The sequence below is a fragment of the Bacillus thermozeamaize genome, from assembly GCA_002159075.1.
GTDB classification, from domain to species: domain Bacteria; phylum Bacillota; class Bacilli; order ZCTH02-B2; family ZCTH02-B2; genus Bacillus_BB; species Bacillus_BB thermozeamaize.
Genome location: LZRT01000121.1, coordinates 87,872 through 106,277 on the forward strand (window position 1 = coordinate 87,872; position 18,406 = coordinate 106,277).

At 52.7% G+C, this 18,406-nt stretch carries 13 protein-coding genes and 1 pseudogene; 9 read left to right on the forward strand and 5 right to left on the reverse strand.

What is annotated here, in order from left to right:
* Positions 1–14: 14 nt before the first annotated feature.
* From BAA01_05955 to BAA01_05965, 3 genes and pseudogenes are all read right to left on the reverse strand, one after another.
* Positions 15–1,817 (reverse strand): isovaleryl-CoA dehydrogenase, encoded by a 1,803-nt coding sequence (locus BAA01_05955; protein OUM84678.1) that lies wholly within the window; start codon positions 1,815–1,817, stop codon positions 15–17.
* A pseudogene (locus tag BAA01_05960) lies at positions 1,810–3,282 on the reverse strand (o-succinylbenzoate--CoA ligase). Before BAA01_05960 ends, BAA01_05955 begins: the two are co-directional and overlap by 8 nt.
* A 24-nt stretch (positions 3,283–3,306) precedes the next feature.
* Positions 3,307–3,741, reverse strand: coding sequence for a MerR family transcriptional regulator (locus BAA01_05965; protein OUM84679.1), 435 nt, complete (start codon positions 3,739–3,741; stop codon positions 3,307–3,309).
* A 280-nt stretch (positions 3,742–4,021) separates the two neighbouring features.
* On the opposite strand from BAA01_05965, the gene BAA01_05970 reads away from it, so the two are divergent.
* A complete protein-coding gene (locus BAA01_05970; protein OUM84680.1) occupies positions 4,022–5,227 on the forward strand; it encodes a multidrug transporter in 1,206 nt (401 codons plus the stop codon).
* A gap of 307 nt (positions 5,228–5,534) precedes the next feature.
* Here BAA01_05970 and BAA01_05975 read toward each other — a convergent pair whose 3' ends face one another.
* Together BAA01_05975 and BAA01_05980 are read right to left on the reverse strand one after the other, a co-directional pair.
* Complete coding sequence (locus BAA01_05975; protein OUM84725.1) at positions 5,535–6,920, reverse strand: MATE family efflux transporter; 1,386 nt, start codon at positions 6,918–6,920, stop codon at positions 5,535–5,537.
* 190 nt (positions 6,921–7,110) lie between these two features.
* Positions 7,111–8,376 (reverse strand): glutamate dehydrogenase, encoded by a 1,266-nt coding sequence (locus BAA01_05980; protein OUM84681.1) that lies wholly within the window; start codon positions 8,374–8,376, stop codon positions 7,111–7,113.
* Between the two features lie 432 nt (positions 8,377–8,808).
* Here BAA01_05980 and BAA01_05985 point away from each other — a divergent pair, with 432 nt between their 5' ends.
* The 8 genes from BAA01_05985 to BAA01_06020 all read left to right on the forward strand — a co-directional run bounded on the left by BAA01_05985 (position 8,809) and on the right by BAA01_06020 (position 18,405).
* On the forward strand, positions 8,809–9,627 hold the full coding sequence (locus BAA01_05985; protein ID OUM84682.1) for a bifunctional hydroxymethylpyrimidine kinase/phosphomethylpyrimidine kinase: 819 nt from the start codon (positions 8,809–8,811) through the stop codon (positions 9,625–9,627).
* 311 nt (positions 9,628–9,938) lie between these two features.
* Positions 9,939–11,054, forward strand: coding sequence for a hypothetical protein (locus BAA01_05990; protein ID OUM84683.1), 1,116 nt, complete (start codon positions 9,939–9,941; stop codon positions 11,052–11,054).
* Positions 11,055–11,178: 124 nt separating this feature from the next.
* Positions 11,179–11,688 (forward strand): hypothetical protein, encoded by a 510-nt coding sequence (locus BAA01_05995; GenBank protein OUM84726.1) that lies wholly within the window; start codon positions 11,179–11,181, stop codon positions 11,686–11,688.
* A 3-nt stretch (positions 11,689–11,691) separates the two neighbouring features.
* A complete protein-coding gene (locus tag BAA01_06000; GenBank protein ID OUM84684.1) occupies positions 11,692–12,993 on the forward strand; it encodes a Neu5Ac permease in 1,302 nt (433 codons plus the stop codon).
* A 160-nt stretch (positions 12,994–13,153) separates the two neighbouring features.
* Positions 13,154–13,981 carry a hypothetical protein gene (locus BAA01_06005; protein OUM84685.1) on the forward strand — a complete coding sequence of 276 codons (828 nt, stop codon included), beginning with the start codon at positions 13,154–13,156 and terminating at the stop codon, positions 13,979–13,981.
* 45 nt (positions 13,982–14,026) lie between these two features.
* Positions 14,027–15,481: a sigma-54-dependent Fis family transcriptional regulator gene (locus BAA01_06010; GenBank protein OUM84686.1), complete on the forward strand. Its 1,455-nt coding sequence runs from the start codon at positions 14,027–14,029 to the stop codon at positions 15,479–15,481.
* 371 nt (positions 15,482–15,852) lie between these two features.
* Positions 15,853–16,704, forward strand: a complete 852-nt coding sequence (locus tag BAA01_06015; GenBank protein ID OUM84687.1) for a 3-hydroxybutyryl-CoA dehydrogenase — start codon at positions 15,853–15,855, stop codon at positions 16,702–16,704.
* Between the two features lie 117 nt (positions 16,705–16,821).
* Positions 16,822–18,405: a long-chain fatty acid--CoA ligase gene (locus tag BAA01_06020; protein OUM84688.1), complete on the forward strand. Its 1,584-nt coding sequence runs from the start codon at positions 16,822–16,824 to the stop codon at positions 18,403–18,405.
* The last annotated feature ends 1 nt before the right edge of the window (position 18,406 follow it).

An 18,406-nucleotide genomic window follows, 5' to 3' on the forward strand; every position in this document is an offset into this window, starting at 1 on the left:
AGCATGGCAAGGAATCACCCGGCCTGATGGACTTTCTCCCGGAGGACGTCCGCATCCACTTTTTGATAATCCACCAACGCCTCAAAAAACGTCAGGTCGGGCAACTGCGTGTTCCGGATCCGGTATTTTGCCGCCGGTTCAAAGTGAGCTTTCCGGTACAGTTCCGCAACGATGAATTTGCGTGCGTTGCCGTCTGTCTTAGCCTGTTCCTCGGCCTCTTTCAGGATGCAGACCAGCTGGTACACATCGATCATCTGATCGGCGAGCGGTTTCAGGTGATACGTCAGGATATCTTCCGGCTGAGCCTTGAGGAAAGCGATGTTTTCCCGGATCTCCTGAAGGCTTTGCTTCAGGCCAGGTTTGAATGCCTGGGACAGGGGATGGGTGAGTGCTTCCACTTCACGTTGCATCACCTGCAGGAACACTTCGTCAGCCCGGAATTTCTGAATCACCCGCCAGAGATCCAAGGCCAGGATGTTGGCGGTTCCTTCCCAGACGGTGAGGACCTGAGCGTCCCGCAAAAGCCGGGGGGTGACATACTCTTCGATATACCCGTTGCCGCCAAGCGTCTCAATCGCCTGGTGCGTGAGTTCCTTGGCCACTTCTCCCGTCCGGTACTTGATGAGCGGGATCAGCATCCTGGCCATCACGTCTTCTTCCGGGGTGGCCTGGCCGCTGTTGGATTTGTCAAAGAAGCGGATCATGTCAAAGGTGGAACCGGTGTTCACCTCCAGTTCGACCAGCATCCGCACGAGGGTTTGCTTGACCATGGGGTATTGGATGATGGTCTGGCCAAAAGCTTTCCGCTCCCTGGCGTAATGCAACGCTTCGTAGAAAGCGCGGCGCATGATCCCGGCAGAAGCCACCGCGTTGCAGATGCGAGAGATGTTCAAAGCTTCCGCCATGTACTTGAACCCCTTGTCCGGGTCGCCGACCAGATACCCTTCCGCCTCTTCCAGGATCACCTCAGCGGAGGGGACGGCATTGACGCCCAGTTTTTCCTTCAGACGGCGGACGTAGATGCTGTTGCGCGTGCCGTCCGGCTTGATCCAGGGGACGAGGAAGAGGCCCAGTCCTCTGGTTCCAGGCAGATCCGGATTGACGCGGGCCAGCACCATGGCCACCATGGCGCCTGCGTTGCTGGCGAAAAATTTTTCGCCGGTCAGGCGGTAAACGCCTGGCCCTTTTTCCGGATCCGGGACGGCCACCGTCAGGTTGGCGCCGACATCAGAACCGCCCTGCCGTTCCGTCAGCCAAGTGGCCCCTTCGTAGAGGGTTTCCGCATCGAGTGAGGTCAAGCCTGTCAGGTAGGCTTCTTTTTGTTCAGGAGTGCCGTAACGGTCGACCAAGTGGGCGGCCGACATCGTCAGGGTGACGGGGCAGTAGAAGCCCGGCTCGCTCTCACTCAGGAGATACCCCTGCAGATACGAGTACATATAAGGGGCTTTGCAGCCTAGTTCCGGGATATCGCGGTACAGGTAGCCGACGATGCCCATGCCGTAAACCTCTTTGACGGTCTGCAGGTAGCCCTCGTTTTTGACGATCAGCGAGATGTCCTCGCCGCGGCGGTTGTATTTCACCAGGCGCGGCTTTCCTTCCCTGTCGGTATAGGCGGCCCGTTCGTCGACGGGACCGGCCACCAGCTCGCCAAAACGGGTCAGTTCACGATCTGCCCATTCCTGCATCGAGGCGGGAAGATATCGTCGCATCAGGTACTGCAGGTTCGGGTCTTCCAGATAAAAATTTGGCTTTTCCGGCGGGCGGGGGATGTTGTCCCCGTATTGTCTTTGGTCGATCTCCCGCTGAATGTTACGCATGCTGATCACTCCCCGTACGTTTTTCTTTCAACAGGTGTTTGAGGATTTTTCCGTTGGCGTTTCGCGGCAACTCGGTCAGGATGTCCGCCAGTTTCGGTATTTTGAAATCGGCGATTTTCCCTTCCAGGAAGCGGCGGATTTCCTGCAACCACGCCTCTGTGTCCCGCTCCGGCGTTCCCGGCTTCGGCACGATACAGGCCTTAACGGTTTCACCCCACGTCTCGTGCGGCACGCCGACCACCGCCACCTCCTGCACCTCAGGATGGGTGATTAGGGCATCCTCCACTTCTTTCGGATAAACGTTGACCCCTCCGGTGATGATCACATCTTTTTTGCGATCCACGATCCAGATGAACCCTTCCTCATCCCGGTAGGCCAGGTCGCCCGTGTAGACCCAGCCGTTTTTCAACGTCTGTGCCGTTTCCTCCGGGCGGTTGACGTAACCGAGCATCGTGCCTTCGCCCCCGCAGACGGATCTCGCCAATTTGTCCGGGGAGACAGGGCTGGTCCTTGTCATCCACAATGTCGATTTCGGTGAACAAGGCAGCGCGACACCCAATGCTTCCCGATTTTTCGTGGTGATCCCGGTGACGCATCAGGGTGCCACTGGGTCCGGCTTCGGTCAGGCCATAGACGCAGACCAGCTTATCCTTGCCGAACCGCTCGGCTATTGTATAGGCCTGTGTCTTGGAAAGAGGGGCGCCGCCATACACCCAGTATTTGGCGGCCGACAGGTCGGTTTGGTTGAAGCCGGGGTCCTGCATGCTCAGGAGATAGGCCACCGGCGCGCCGAAGAAGTGGGTTATCCGTTCCTTCTCGGACAAGCGCAAAAAGATATCAGGAGAAAAGGTGGGATGAAAGACATGGGTTGCGCCAACGATGACACCGGATACAAACATCAGGTGCAAGGGTGCCGAATGACTGAGAGGCATCATGTGCAGGATCCGGCTCTCCAGATTGACTTCAAATTCGACGGCGATCATCGTGCCCACTGTGAGCAGATTGCGGTGGCTGAACCGTACTCCTTTTGGACGACCAGTCGTCCCAGATGTGTAAAGGATGTCCACTTCATCATCCTCGGTCAATTTTTGACGTAAAAGCGGGAGGGTTGCACCTCAGGGAGTTTGGCCACGGCTGGGTAGACCATTTCGTGAACGAAGATCCCTTTGGCCTGGCAATCGTCCAGAATATATGCCACCTCATCATGACTGAACCGGGCGTTGATCGGTACCGCGACACCCCCGGCACGGATGATGGCAAAATAGAGGATGGCAAAGTCGGGCACGTTGGGCATCATCAGAACGACCTTGTCCCCTTTTTGAATGCCCTTCTGTTGCAGGTACCGGGCCAGGTGGTCGGCTTGATCATTCCATTGCTTGTAAGTGAGGCGGTGATCCCCAAGGATCAGCGCTTCCTTCTCCGGATACTTGTTCCCGTTGATTTGCAGCAGTTTTGACAGGTTCACATGTGGCACCTCCATCTGTGTCACTTATTGGGCGCGTTTTTCTTCCTTCTCATCCGTCTTGCCGGATTCCAGGGAGGCCAGCTTTTCTTCAAAACGGGTCTTGTACTCCAGGATCTCGTCACGCAATTGGACCAATTCTTCTATCCGGGCATTGAGTTCGCGGATTTTTTCTTCGCCGTACTGGATTGTGCGTTTCAGTTGCTTGCGCCCCGTCCGGTCTTCATCGAACAGGGTGATCATTTCCTTGATTTCGTGCAAGGAAAATCCAAATCGTTTTCCGCGCAGGATCAGTTTGAGGCGGGCCCGATCACTGCGGGTGTAATATCTGGTGCCCTTTTTGCTTCGCTTTGGGTGGATGAGTCCGATTTCTTCATAATACCGGATGGTCCGGGTGCTGATGTCCAGCTCTTGTGCCAATTCGGATATGGTGAAGACATGTTTTTGATCAAGCGGTTTCACCCACCTCCCACCTCCCTGTTTTTGACTAGTTTCACTTTAACATCATCTAACGTTAACGTCAACGTTAAAAGGTAGTTTATTTAGACAATTCAACAGAGGCCTGTTTGTCAGAGGCCTGTTTGTAAATGCAAGCGAAAGAAATTCCTTCGATCTTTCGTCCATATGATACGGAACGGTATTTTCTTCAAAGATGTTGATGAAGCGAAGACAAGTTTTGTATGATGATAACGTCCTGACCTGACTGACCATGCATACTGGGACAGAGAGAGAGGAACGAGAGATGAAGAAAGGTCAATTGAGAAAAGGTCCGTTAATCATTCTCATGGTGAATATGTTCATCGGCATGATTGGGATCGGTCTGGTGATTCCAGTGTTGCCGGCGTTTCTTGAGTCCTTTGGGGCCAGCGGACAGACATTGGGTCTGTTGGTGGCCACGTTCAGCCTGACGCAATTCCTTTTTTCGCCGATGGCGGGAGAATTATCGGACAAATACGGCCGGAGGAAGTTTATCCTTCTCGGTATGGGCTGTTTTGCGCTGTCTGAGTTGCTGTTTGCCGTTTCCCAATCATTGTGGCTGCTGTATGTTTCGCGATTGCTGGGGGGCGTGTCAGCTGCTTTCCTTGTGCCGGCGGTGATGGCCTATGTGGCCGATATCACGTCGGAGGAGATGCGGGCCAAGGGCCTGGGCCTGTTGGGGGCGGCCATGTCCCTGGGTTTTGTAATCGGGCCAGGGTTGGGCGGATTCTTGGCTGAATATGGGGTTCGCATTCCTTTTTACTTTGCGTCGGGTGTGGCGGTTGCCGCGTTGATCCTTTCTTTTTTCTTGTTGCCAGAAACGCTTTCCAAAAAAGCGCAACTGAAAGCGCGCAGGGCCCTGAAAAAGGGGGAATCGTTCTTTCGCCAGCTCCTCCGTTCCACGCGTGCGCCCTACGCCATTCTGTTGCTTCTGGTTTTGGCGATGAGTTTTGGTCTGGCCAATTATGAGTCGATCTTCGGCTTGTTTGTCGATCAACGATTCGGATTTACGCCCAAGGATATTGCCATCGTGATCACGTCCGCGGCCATTCTCGGCGTGTTGATCCAGGCAGTTGTCGTAAACAAACTGGTGGCCCTGTTTGGAGAAAGCAAGGTGGTCAATGGTTCTTTGGCCTTTACCGCAATCAGTTATCTGTTCATTCTTTTTGCCCGGGGGTTTTGGAGCGTCCTCGTGGTGACTTTGTTGACGTTTTTGGCCACCTCCATCCTGCGTCCGGCAATCAACACGCTGCTTTCGAAAATGGCGGGGGATGAACAAGGATACGTAGCGGGGATGAACAATGCCTACATGAGCATCGGCAACGTATTGGGTCCTGCTGTGGCCGGATTTTTGTATGATGTCAATATGAGCTGGCCGTTTTTGGTCGGTTCGGCCGTTTTTGCGTTGTGTTTCGGGGTTTCTGTCTTGTGGACGCGGCAGCAGGCGGTGCGGCAACAGGAAATGACATAGAGGGGCGCCACTGGCGTCTCATTGCGGGAATGTCTCACTCCTTAACCGGTTTGTTTCCCTGGGAGTGAGACTTTTTTTCGGGGATCTTGTGTCAATTCAAGGTTGGCGTTGTCATATGTCTCTCATTAGGATCGGCTGAAAACGAAATGAAAAATGCGGTAATGACAAGGGTTTTCCCTCTTTACGACGGATTGGAGAGGGATCACCGGTCGTGGAAGGAGGAGCCAAAACGAAGATGTTGGGAAATATCCAAACGCAAGTGAGGGGAAAATTGGAACGCCAACAGGCGTCTTTTTTTTGCTGATGTTTATTTCTGAGTTGAGGTTGTTTGGGCTGGAATCAACCGGACTTTTTCTTTTTTCTTCCAGAAGAAGTGGTAATAAACGGTTTGCGCCAGCAGGCCGCCGGCAAAGGCCAACGGGTAACTCAGCCAGATGCCCTTGATCCCCAGCGGTGAAAATTTGGACAGGAGAAAGGCGGAGGGGACCTGGATGCACCAGATGTTCAGCACCGAGAGCAACGTCGGCCAAAACACATCGCCGCTGGAGCGCATCATCCCGGTTAACACACTCATGTTTCCAAACAACAGGTAACTCCAGAGGGTCATCACCAACAGGTTCATGGCAATCTCGAGCGCGCCTTTTTCCGTGATAAACCAGGACAGGATGCTTTTGGAAAAGAGGTACGTGCACAGGATTAACGTTCCGCTGATGACCAGGTTGAGTTTCAATCCTGTGTGAAGGATGTGGCGCAGCCCGTTCATCTTCCCCGCGCCGATCGCCTGTGCGCCAAAGATGGCAACCGTCATCCCGATACTGATGGCCGGCATTTGCACATAGCTGATGATCTGGTTGGCGGCACCGTAAGCGGCCGTGGCATTGGAGCCGTACTGGTTGACAAGCGCCATCAGGGCAATGGCTGACAGTGAGATCATGATCATCTGGATGCCTGTGGGAATGCCGATCTTGAACATCAGCTTGAGAATGGCGGGGTTAATCTTCAGATGGCGAACGGCCTGTTTGTCCAGCCGCAGCGGATGATGGATGCGTTGCAAATAGAGCAGCAACAGGATAAACGTGATCAATTCGGCTCCGATCAAGGAAACCGCGGCGCCATTGATCCCAAGGCGGGGAAAACCCAGCCAGCCGAGAGTGAGCACAGGTGTCAACATCAGGGTCAATCCGGTGGAAATCAGCAGAAAGTAGAAGGGCGTTTTGGAATCACCCGTCCCGCGCAGGAATGTGGTGTACATGATGTAAGGAAAGAGGATGGGCAGTCCGACGAACAGGCACGTCGCATAGGAAACGGCGATGGCGAAAATATCTGGCGGTGTGCCAATGGCCTGGAAAATTTTTTCTCTGAAGAAAATGCCCAATCCCGCAAGTGCGACGCCTAACAGGAAGGTAAACGACAGAGAGGTGCCGACGACGGCCTTCAGCTGTCGCTCGTCGCGCGCGCCATACGCTTGTCCGATCAAAACGGTGCTGGCATTGCCCATGCCGATGATAAAGGAAATCATGAAAAAGAGCACTGGAAAGAAGATGGATACGGCAGCCAACGCATGGACGCCGATAAACTGGCCAAGCAGAATGCTGCTGATTGTCCCGCTGATCGATTGCAGAAAGTTGCTGAGCATCATCGGAATGAGAAAAGCCAGCATGGTTTGCCAAGAAGGAGCTTTGGTTTCCGGCATCAGATTTTCAGACATAGGGTTCCTCCGGGTGAGTGTATTTATCAGAATTAACAGATATTTATGGTGCCACATTACTTTTATTATGGCTAACTCGCGAACTGATAAAGAGAAAAAGGGAGAAAAAGGCACTTGCGTCCCGATAGGGATATCTCCCTCACGGGTGCAAGCGCTGAAACGGATCGTTGGATGATTAGGATAGGAGGCTGACATTATCCTTGATCCAGCCACGGGCGGCCATCGCCTCAACGATTCGGGCAATCGATACCATATAGGCAGCCGTCCGCATGTCCACGTTTTTGTCCTTGTGCATCTGATAGACGCGGTGGTAAGCATCCACCATTTTTTGTTCCAGTCTGTTGTTCACTTCTTCTTCCGTCCAGTAATAGTTCATGAGGTTTTGGACCCATTCAAAGTAGGAGACGGTGACGCCGCCGGCATTGGCCAGGATATCCGGAATCACATGCACGCCCTTGTTGTAGAGAATTTGGTCCGCTTCCGGCGTGGTGGGGCCGTTTGCCGCTTCAGCCACAATTTTGGCGTGGATGCGATCGGCGTTTTCTTCATTGATTTGATCTTCCAGCGCGGCCGGAACCAGGATGTCCACTTCCAGTTCCAGGAGTTCATTGTTGGTGATGCGCTTTGCCTTGTCGTTCAAATAGATGACGGAACCGGTCTTTTCCTTGACGGTCAGGGCTTCTTGCGGATCGATCCCGTCCGGATTGTAAATGCCGCCTTGGGAATCGCTGATGGCGACAATCCGGCAGCCCAGCTCTTGCAGGAGAAACGCACTGTAGCTTCCCGCGTTGCCGAATCCTTGAATGGCGACGGTCGCGCCTTCCATGCCGATTCCAAGTTTGGCCGCCGCTTCACGTATCGTAAAGACGCAACCGCGGGCGGTGGCTTTATCCCGTCCCAAGGAGCCGCCAATGATCGGGTGCTTTCCTGTGATGACGCCCGGCGTAAACGATTGGCGCATGCGGCTGAACTCATCCATCATCCAGCCCATGACCTCGGCGTTTGTGTAAACGTCCGGTGCCGGAATGTCCTTGTCCGGACCGACGATGGAGGCAATCGCCTGAATGAAGCCGCGGCTGACCCGCTCAAGCTCACTCTTGGACAATTCTTTCGGGTTGCAGATGACGCCTCCCTTGGCTCCCCCGTAAGGCAGACCGACCACGCCGCATTTGAAGGTCATCCACATGGACAGGGCTTTGACTTCATCCATGGTGACATTGGGGTGGAAACGGATGCCTCCCTTGGTCGGCCCAATCGCGTCGTTGTGCTGAGAGCGGTAGCCGTGGAAAATCCGGGTGCTGCCGTCATCCATCGTGACGGGGAACGAAACGCAGAGCACGCGCATCGGATGCAGGAGAATTTCCGTGATGTTCTGGTCCAGACCGAGCAACTTGGCTGCATGAGCTACCTGATACTGGGCGATTTCAAAAGGATTGTGCATAGATCGACCTCCATTTCCTGTAATTTTGTCATTTCTTTCGCCTGTCTAATTTTTCTTTGCCCGAACCTTTCGCCTACGACCAACTGCTCACAAACTCTACATACACGGTCTTGCAACGCAAAACTGCAGCTTTAAAATCACAAAAACCGCAGTTCGGATTCAAAACTGCAGCATGCCATCTCACAACCTGTGCTATGTAGGTTCTGATGTTAACTGTTGTATTCTAACATAATTGGGCAAAAAATAGAAGATGTTTTTTTGCGGGCAGAATATTTTTTTCTTGCCGTCACACAATATTTAAGATATGCAGATTGAGGGTAAAATGGAACGGGCAAGCGGTATTTTTGAGCCGTTTATCCTATAATGATAATGAATCGATGGATGCCAAAAAGTAGAGCCATATGTGAAGACGCGAACAAGGAGGCAGGAATGATGAAGGATGTGCGGACAGCTTTGACGATTGCAGGAACTGATCCAAGCGGCGGGGCAGGCATTCAGGCCGATTTAAAGACGTTTCAGGAGCTTGGTGTATACGGAATGAGTGTGATCACGGCCGTAGTCAGCCAGAACACGCTGGGTGTCAAAACTTTTCTGGACATGCCGCTGGAGTTGATCGAAAGCCAAATCGATGCCGTCTTTGAAGATATACCGCCCCATGCCGTGAAAACCGGCATGCTCTCGCAAATACCGGTCATTGAGCTGGTGGCGCGCAAGCTGAAGCAATATGGCGTAAAACATTATGTCATGGATCCGGTCATGGTGGCCAAAAGCGGCGATCCGCTACTGGCTGAAGATGCCCGTGGCGCCTTGCTCAGGGAACTGTTGCCTTTGTGCGAGGTGGTGACGCCCAATCTGCCGGAGGCGGAAGTGATGATCGGCAAGCCGATTCGCGATCTGCCGGCGATGAAAGAAGCGGCCAAAAGATTGGTGGAGGAATATGGGGCGAAGGCGGCCGTTGTCAAGGGAGGGCACTTAACGGGAGAAGCCCGTGATGTCATCTACGATGGCAAGGTCTGGGAAGAGATGGCTGCCCCGAGGGTGGACACCCGCCATACGCATGGCACGGGATGCACGTTTTCGGCGGCCATTACGGCCCAGCTGGCGAAAGGAGTCCCGGTTCTGGAGGCGGTGGCGTTGGCCAAGCGGTTTATCACCTGCGCGGTTCGGGAGACGCTGGGGATTGGAAAGGGTCATGGGCCGACCAACCATTGGGCATTCCGGGAATCTGAACGAAAGACCAGAGAGAATTAGGCCAGCCAGTCTGATGCAGACTGGTCATTTCAGTATTATAACAGGATGTGAAAAATTTTTGTCGAAAGCGATCGATTTTCTATTGAAAACTATGTTTCTTTCTTGTATATTAGAGAAAAATATATCGCAAAGACTATAAATATAACGCGATATATTTTTTTGATTTCATTTATAAAACGCTTACATACTTATATATTGGTAAAGGGGGGGTAAAAACGCATACAGAAGAAAGGCATGGTATCATATTTCCCTGGATGAAGATATTGAACCATTTTAACCCTTTTATTATAAATTTTAGAAGGAGGTTTCTGATGAACGTGAAAAGAAAACGTTTTCTGTTTTTTGGGATCAGTTTGCTTGTCATGGCCGCCCTTGTATTGGCCGGTTGTGGAGGGGCCAAGCCGTCTTCCTCAGAGAACGACAATAACAATGGAGAGAATAAGTCGGCAGGCGGCTCTTCCGAAGTCATCGAGATGAATGTGGGAAACTGGCAGCCCTCTACCCACCATTATGTGTATAATGTCCTGGAGCCGTGGAAGAAGTACGTAGAGGAAAAAACGAATGGCCGGATCAAGGTGAACTTGTACCACGGCGGAACGCTGGGCGCTGCCAAGTCGGCCTGGGAGGACGTGAAGGGTGGCGTCTATGATGTCGGATTGGTGGTCACGACCTATTATTATGATTCTGAGCTTTTTCCTTATACCATCGGAAACCTGCCGTTTGCATTTCCTGACTCCGTCACCGCGGCAAAGGTTGTGAGCAAGATTGGCGAAAAATATGCCAAGGATGCGTTCAAAGATGTGGTGCTGATGGGTGTCACCTCCACCGACCCTTATGATCTCTTCAGCACCAAGCCGGTGCGCAAAGTGGAAGATCTGAAAAACGCCAAGCTGCGCGTACAAGGCAAGTCGGACAGTGAAATGATCAAGTCGTTTGGTGCCACACCTGTGTCGATCTCTGTGAATGAAACCTACGAAGCGCTGCAAAAAGGGACAATCGATATGACCTTCTACACGCCGATCGGCGCGGTGGGAACCAAGTATTACGAAGTGGCCCCGTATGTCACCAAAATGGGCGTTTCGGTAACGCCGCTGATCGCTGTGATGAACAAAGGCTTCTATGACAAGTTGCCTGATGACTTGAAAAAGATGTTTGATGAGGACTTCAACAAAAAGTTGATTGATCTCTATAATGAAAGCTATACCAAAGAGTTGGAAAAGTCCTATCAGGAACTGGAGAAGCACGTCCAGGGCAAGGGAGAGATTATCACGCTGACGCCGGAGGAACTGAAAGAATTCAAGAAACACGCCAAGGTGCAGTGGGATAAGTGGGCAGAGGATGCCAACAAGAAAGGGTACAATGGCCAAGAGATGATCGATGAATTCAAAAAGTTGATCCAGGAGGAAGGGCTGGAACTGCCGTTTTAAGGCCAGTGGAATTCCATCGTTTCGGAGTTTGTAGGACTTGCCCCTGCCTGTAAGGGGCAAGCTCCTTTTCCGCGTTCAATGACAAGGTGCTGATGGGCATGTTTTTGGAAAGAGGGTGATGGTTATCCAAGCTTTTTTGAACGTTGTTCGGCGGATAACGGATGTGACCAGATGGTTGGCGCTGGCCACGATGGCGTTCATGATGTTTTTTATCACGATCGCTGTGATCGGCCGTGCCTTTCACGTTCCTGTTCTGGGGGATGTGGAGGTCGTTCAGTTGTCTATGGTCATCTTGATCATGTTCGGGCTGGCCTACTCGCAGTCCAGGGATGCCCATGTCTCGATTGGTTTGTTGGTGGATCGCTTCCCGCCCCGCATGCAGGCGTTGATGGATGTGATCGGTTATACGCTGACCTTCATCGCGTGTTTGGTCATTGGCTGGGTGTATTTGCATGTGGCGATTCGCTACACCACGGAAGTTCCCCAGTATACCGATTTGCTGGAGATCCCCCTGACGCCGTTTAAGTATATTGTCATGATTGGCTTTTTTCTGTGGGGACTGGAAGCTTTGTTGAAAGTGATTCAGTCATTGGTACACCTGTTGAAGGGTTCCGTGGAAGGAGGGGGCGAATAAGCGATGTCTCTGGAAATGATCGGATTTCTCGGCATTTTGGCCATGTTTTTGTTGATGTTTTTGCGCGTTCCGATTGCTATCGCGATGGCAGTCCCAGCCTTCATCGGAATCCTTTATGTGCGGGACTGGCGGGTTTTGTCCACGGCTATTGAGACGATTGTCTGGGATCACAGTTTCAACTACACGCTGAGCACCATTCCGATGTTTGTGCTGATGGGCGAGCTCTTGTTTGTTTCCGGGATCAGCCAGGAATTATTTGCCACCTTCCGTCACTGGTTCGGCAAGTTGCGTGGCGGACTGGCCATGGCGGCGATTGGCGCATCGGCGATTTTTGCTGCCGCGTCCGGGTCCAGTCTGGCGACGACGGGGACTATGGGCGTTATCTCCTCAAGGGAGATGTTGAACGCCAATTACCACAAACCGCTTATTGGCGGATCGATTGTTGCAGGAGGCACGCTGGGGATTCTCATTCCTCCCAGCACGATGTTTATCATCTATGGAATGCTGACGGAACAGTCGATTGGAAAATTGTTGATTGCGGGAATCCTGCCCGGAATTTTACTGACTGTACTGTATATTCTGACCGTTGCTGTCGCCGTCAAGATTAACCCCAACTTGGCGCCAGTGGGTGAGGGAAGTTCCTGGAAGGAGCGTTTTGTTTCCCTTCGTTCCACCGGCTGGATTCTGCTTCTGTTTGCGCTGGTAATTGGCGGGATGTATTTTGGCATTTTCAGCCCGACGGAAGCTGCTGGCGTAGGGGCGTTTGGCGCATTTGTCATCGCGCTGGTGAGGAGAAAACTGACGTTTCAGAAGTTTATTGAATCGATGTCCAGAACACTGCGGACGACCGGCTTTTTGTTTGCCATTATCCTGGCCGCTTTTATCCTGAATTACTTTTTGGCCATCACCCGCGTGCCGATGCTTTTGGCAAATTTCTTGTCGGAGACCACGTTGCCGCCGACCATGATCTTTATATCCATCATATTGATGTATATCCTCCTTGGAGCGGTCATGGATTCAATGGCGATGGTGGTCGTGACGATTCCGATTGTTCTGCCTGTCATCGAGGCGTTGGGATACGATCTCATTTGGTTCGGCGTGATCATCGTGATCGTTGTGGAAATGGCGTTAATTTCACCGCCGATTGGGATGAACTGTTTTGTCCTTAACGGGGTTGCGCCGGAATTGCGCCTGGAAGAGATTTTTAAAGGGGCGCTTTGGTTTATGATTCCGCTTGTCGTATTGATTGTTCTTTTGATGATTTTTCCGGAAATCGCCTTGTATTTGCCGAGCCAAATGTCGTAAAAGTCTCGTGGCATGCTAAACGGATGAATATCATGGAGACCGGGCAGGAAGGCCCGGTTTTTGTATACGGTTTTCCATTTGGATAAAAAGCGTCCATTAAAAATATGTTAAGATGGGGGTAAGGAATTCCCAGGCGGAAAAACGATAAACAGGTGATGCGATGGTTGTCTACGGGTTTTATGGTCCCAGCGGAACAGGCAAAAGCTATCGTGCCCTTCACCTTTGCCATCAGTTGGGGATCGAGGATTTTATTGACGATGGATTGTACATCCGTCATGGAAGAAAGGTAGCGGGGATCTCGGCCAAATATGAACAGCACCGGATGGCAGCCATTCGCCGGGCGATTTTCGATGATCCTGAGCACAGCCAGATGGTGCGCCGCGCCATTGAGCAGTATCGTCCCGAAAAGCTTCTGATCATCGGCACTTCGCGCAGGATGATCCAGCGAATCGCCGAGCGGTTGGGCCTGCCCAGCCCGGAGAAATGGATCCATATCAGCGAAGTGGCCAGGGAGGAAGAGATCCAGCAAGCCCAATATATTCGCAAGTTTCACGGCCAGCATGTGATTCCGATTCCCCGGATTCAGGTGGAGAAGGATCGTTTCCAGCAGCTGATTGAGCGAGTGAAAGCGATATTCGATCCCCAGTCCAGGCCGATTGGTGAAAATACGATTGTTTATCCGCGTTTTCAAGGCGGGCGCATTCTCATCACGCAGCAGTGCCTGAAGACGATGGTGCAGCATGTGCTGTTGCAGGAGCCGCAAGTTCACCAGATCTATTCGATCACGATTCCGGATGAGTTGGAGGAACCGATTCAGATCGGTCTTTCATTATATGACGGAACGCCGATTCCCGTTGTTGCAAGACGACTGCAATCACAGGTTCAGGAGCTTTTTTTGCAGATGCTGGACCGGACGATACCGCCACCCTACCTGCATGTCCGCCACCTCGAGTTGCGCAGGTTGAGGACAGTCTCTCTAAAAAAGTGAAGAGATGGGATAATCATTGAATCCAGGGAACTGGGGGGAGACGGGGTGGATCTGAAGAAACATTTTCTCTCGATATTGGAGTCCCTCTATGATGCGGTCATCGTGATTGACCGGGACAGTACCATCGTTTACATCAACCAGGCGTACACACGTCAGTTTGGTGTTCCGCCACACAAACTGATCGGCCGAAAATTGCGGGATGTGGAGCCCAACGCCAGAATTCTGGATGTGTTGCGTGACGGGAAGCCCCGGATCAACGATTACAGCTATGTGCACTCCCTCGGTCAGCATGTGTACGCCAACATGACCCCGTTGATTGAAGAGGGGCAGGTTATCGGCGTCGTGACTATCATGAAAGATATCAGCGAGATTAAAACCCTCCAGAAGCAACTGGAAAATTACAGGAAGCAGCTCAGCCGGCTGGAGGAGCAGTTATATCAGAAAGATGGCTTCACGCTTCTGGAAAGCCAGGTTCCGTCCATGCAGCGTGCGGTATCTCTGGCAAGGCGTGTTGCTCCCACTGACGCGACCGTCCTCTTGACCGGTGAAACCGGTGTGGGAAAAGAATTGTTTGCCCAAGCGATTCACCAAGCCAGCGAACGCCGGGACAAGCCCTTTATACCGGTCAACATGGTATCGATACCCGATACTTTGTTTGAAAGCGAGATGTTCGGTTACGAGGAAGGCTCCTTTACCGGATCGCGCAAGGGGGGCAAAAGAGGCCTGATCGAGCTGGCGCAAGGGGGGACCCTTTTTTTGGATGAGATTGGCGAGATGTCGCTGTCTGTCCAGGCCAAGATGTTGCGCGTCCTTCAGGAACACGCCTACCGGAAAGTGGGTGGGACCACCCTCTACCCCCTGGATGTCCGGATCATTTGCGCCACCAACCGCGACCTCCAGCGTGAAGTCCAGGCCGGGAGGTTCCGGGAAGATCTGTATTACCGGCTGAACGTGGTGCCGATTCATATCCCTCCCTTGCGGGAGCGGAAGGAAGATCTGCCGCGCCTCGTCAACAACCTGGTCAACAAACTCCGTCTCAAATACAACAAGCATGTTCTGGTGGATGACAGCATCTATGGCGTGTTTTGCCAGTACGACTGGCCCGGAAACGTCCGGGAGTTGTCCAATGTCCTGGAGCGAATGTTTGTTGTCTGCAACGACCATTATCTGAAAGTGGAGGATATACCCGAGAGCTTTTTCGCATTATTGCAGAAGGGGACAGATGTGGAGCAGGAATCTGGCGTTTGGGATCATGAGCATGCCGAAGGGGCGGGGACTTCGGGCGCTTGGAAGGAGGCGGCTGGAAAAACCGGCATGAAACAGGAAGAGGGTTCGGCAGGTCAGTCGCATGCGGGATTACAGCATGTCCTGGAACAAACCGAACGGGCGGTTTTTGAACGGGTCTTGCGGGAAAGCCGTACGCGTACGGAAGCGATCCGGAAACTGGGGATTAGCCGCCGCACCTTTTATGAACGGCTGAAAAGGTACGGGCTAGGCTGACTCGTGACGGGGATGAAAAGGGGTCATCCATGCAACAGACCGAGCGTTTCCATAAACTGGCTGTTTGGTCTTTTTTTGTAGAATTGTAGGGAGTGAATTATTTTCGCATAAAACACACTTGATTAACCGGAATTAAATGATTTATAATAAGCGACATGATGCAACACGATGCTGGTCCATTTGTTTAATAGATAAATATTGTTTGTTTAATATATATACGTTATTTGTATATAAAAGAAACAATGTAGCCTCCGAGCGCTTTTTTCATCAAGAAATCGCCGCCGGCGAGGAGGATATTTTCGGCATGCATTTTGCTTATGTGATTCTACATATAGGATGGCAGCAAGATTCATGATGAAAGGAGACAACTAATGTACAGAAAAATCGGCATCGTTGGATTTGGCACGATGGGTTCAGGCATTGCGCAGGTTTGTCTGGAGCATGGATATGAAGTGATCGCGGTGGAACAGGAGGAAGCCTTTTTTACGCGTGGCCTTTCACAGATGAAAAAGAACTGGCAGCGTGCCATTGAAAAAGGGCGGTTGAGCAGCCAGCAGCAGGCGGAGTATGAAGCGCGCCTTGTCACGACGACGGATATTTCCCGGCTCAGTGAGGCCGATTATGTGATTGAGGCGATCACGGAGAACTTGGAACTGAAAAAGGACATGTTCAGAAAGATGGACCAGGTGGTTCGTCCGGAGGTGATTATCGCCAGCAACACCTCGGGACTGAGCATTACTGAAATGGCCAGCGTGACCTCCGATCCGGGAAAAGTGATTGGCGTGCACTTTTTCAACCCGGTGCCGGTGATGAAGCTGGTGGAGCTGATTCGCGGATTTGACACACGGGAAGAGACCTATCAGGCCTCCAGGCAGTTTGTCGAGTCCCTGGACAAAGAGACGATTGATGTCAAAGAGTCCCCGCTCTTCGCTGTCAACCGGATTTTGGTGCCGATGATCAATGAGGCCATTTTTGTCCTGCAGGAAGGGATTGCCAGCGCTGAGGACATTGACAAAGGGATGAGGTTGGGCGCCAACCATCCGATCGGTCCCCTGGCACTGGCCGATCTGATCGGACTGGATACGCTGCTCTTTGTCATGGATTCCCTGTACGAGGAGACGCAGGATTCCAAGTACCGCTCCGCTCCCCTGCTGCGAAAGATGGTTCGCGCCGGGCACCTCGGAAGGAAGACAGGGAAGGGATTTTACGATTACACGAAGTAACTACATGAAGTAACTGCCATGCATGCACAGCGTACCGCGTGCATGCAATCGAATAAAGATTTTTAAATATTTAGTAATAATAAATAATTCGTTCTTTTTGGGAGGGGGAGATTCCGGATGAAAGCGACAATTGGTCAACTGATCGAATGGTCGGCCCGCAATTATCCTGACAAGACCGGCCTGGTCGACTTGGAAAAGGGACAGCGATGGACGTTTGCGGAGTGGGACCGGGATGTCAATAAGATGGCGAACCTGTTGCGGCAACTGGGAGTGAACAAAGGCGACGTCGTTTCGGTCTTCCTCTACAACACCAGCGAGTTTGTCACGACGCTGTTTGCTGCTGCCAAGATCGGCGCGATTTTCAATCCAATCAATTACCGCCTGACTTCCGGAGAACTGCAATTCATCCTCAACGATGCCCAGACCAAGGTCCTCGTCTTTGAGGAGCGGGTGTTGGATGTCGTGACCCGGACCCGCGAGCATGGCGTTCCGGTGCAGCATTATTTATATGCCAATGAAAATCCTCCGGCATATGCCCAAAACCTGTCTTCCCTGCTTGCCGGGGTACAGGATGACAGGCCCGATGTGGCGGTGTCGGAAACGGACCCTTACATCATGATGTACACCAGCGGTACGACAGGCCGTCCGAAAGGCGTCATCCATCCGCACCGCAATATGATTACCCACAATTTCATCATGCTGGAATGCATGGGAATTACGCGCAATGACGTCGGCTTGTCCGTCGCGCCGCTCAACCACACGGCCGAGCTGCACACTTCGTTCCTGCCGCGGGTGCAGATTGGCGCCACCAACCTGCTGCTGCCGATGTTCGATCCCGAGAAGGTGTTGAAGGTCATCGAGCAGGAGAGGGTGACGCACCTGTTTGCCGCGCCGACCATGGTCAACATGCTGCTGAATACCAGCGGCCTGGAGAATTACGACCTCTCTTCGCTTCGGATGCTGGGGTATGGCGGCGCTTCCATGGCGCCTGCGCTGATCCGCCTGTTTAAAGAAAAGGTGGGGGCCGACCTGGTACAGATGTACGGGACGACGGAGATGGGACCGGTGATGTCGGTGCTTTATGCGGATGAACAGTTGGCCAAAGCGGGCTCGGCGGGCAAGGCGGTGATGAACCACGAACTGCGTGTCGTCAGGCCGGAGCCGGATGGCAGCCCCTCCCGTCCCGACAACCTGTGCGAGGTAGGCGAGGCGGGCGAGATCATCGTCCGGGGCCCCTGCATGATGCAGGAATACTACAACCGGCCGGATGCGACGGAAAAAGCGCTGGCCTACGGATGGTACCACACGGGGGACGTGGGCGTCATTGACGAAGACGGGTACCTGTGGATCCGCGATCGGATGGATCACACCATCATCTCCGGGGCGGAAAACGTCTACCCGCGGGAAGTGGAGGATTGCCTCATCGAGCATCCGGGAGTCCTGGAAGCGGCTGTCGTCGGCAAGCCGGATGAGAAGTGGGGCGAAATTGTGGTTGCGTTTATCGTGCGCCAACCCGGCAGCCAGGTGACGGCAGAGGAACTGGATCAATTCCTCATCGAGGGGGACAAACTGGCCCGGTACAAACGGCCCAGGGAGTATTATTTTGTCGACAGTTTGCCGAAGACCGCTAGCGGCAAGATGCAGAAGTTTGTCCTGGAGCAGCAGTTAAAAGAGCAGGCGAACCAACGGCTGGGAGGTTAAA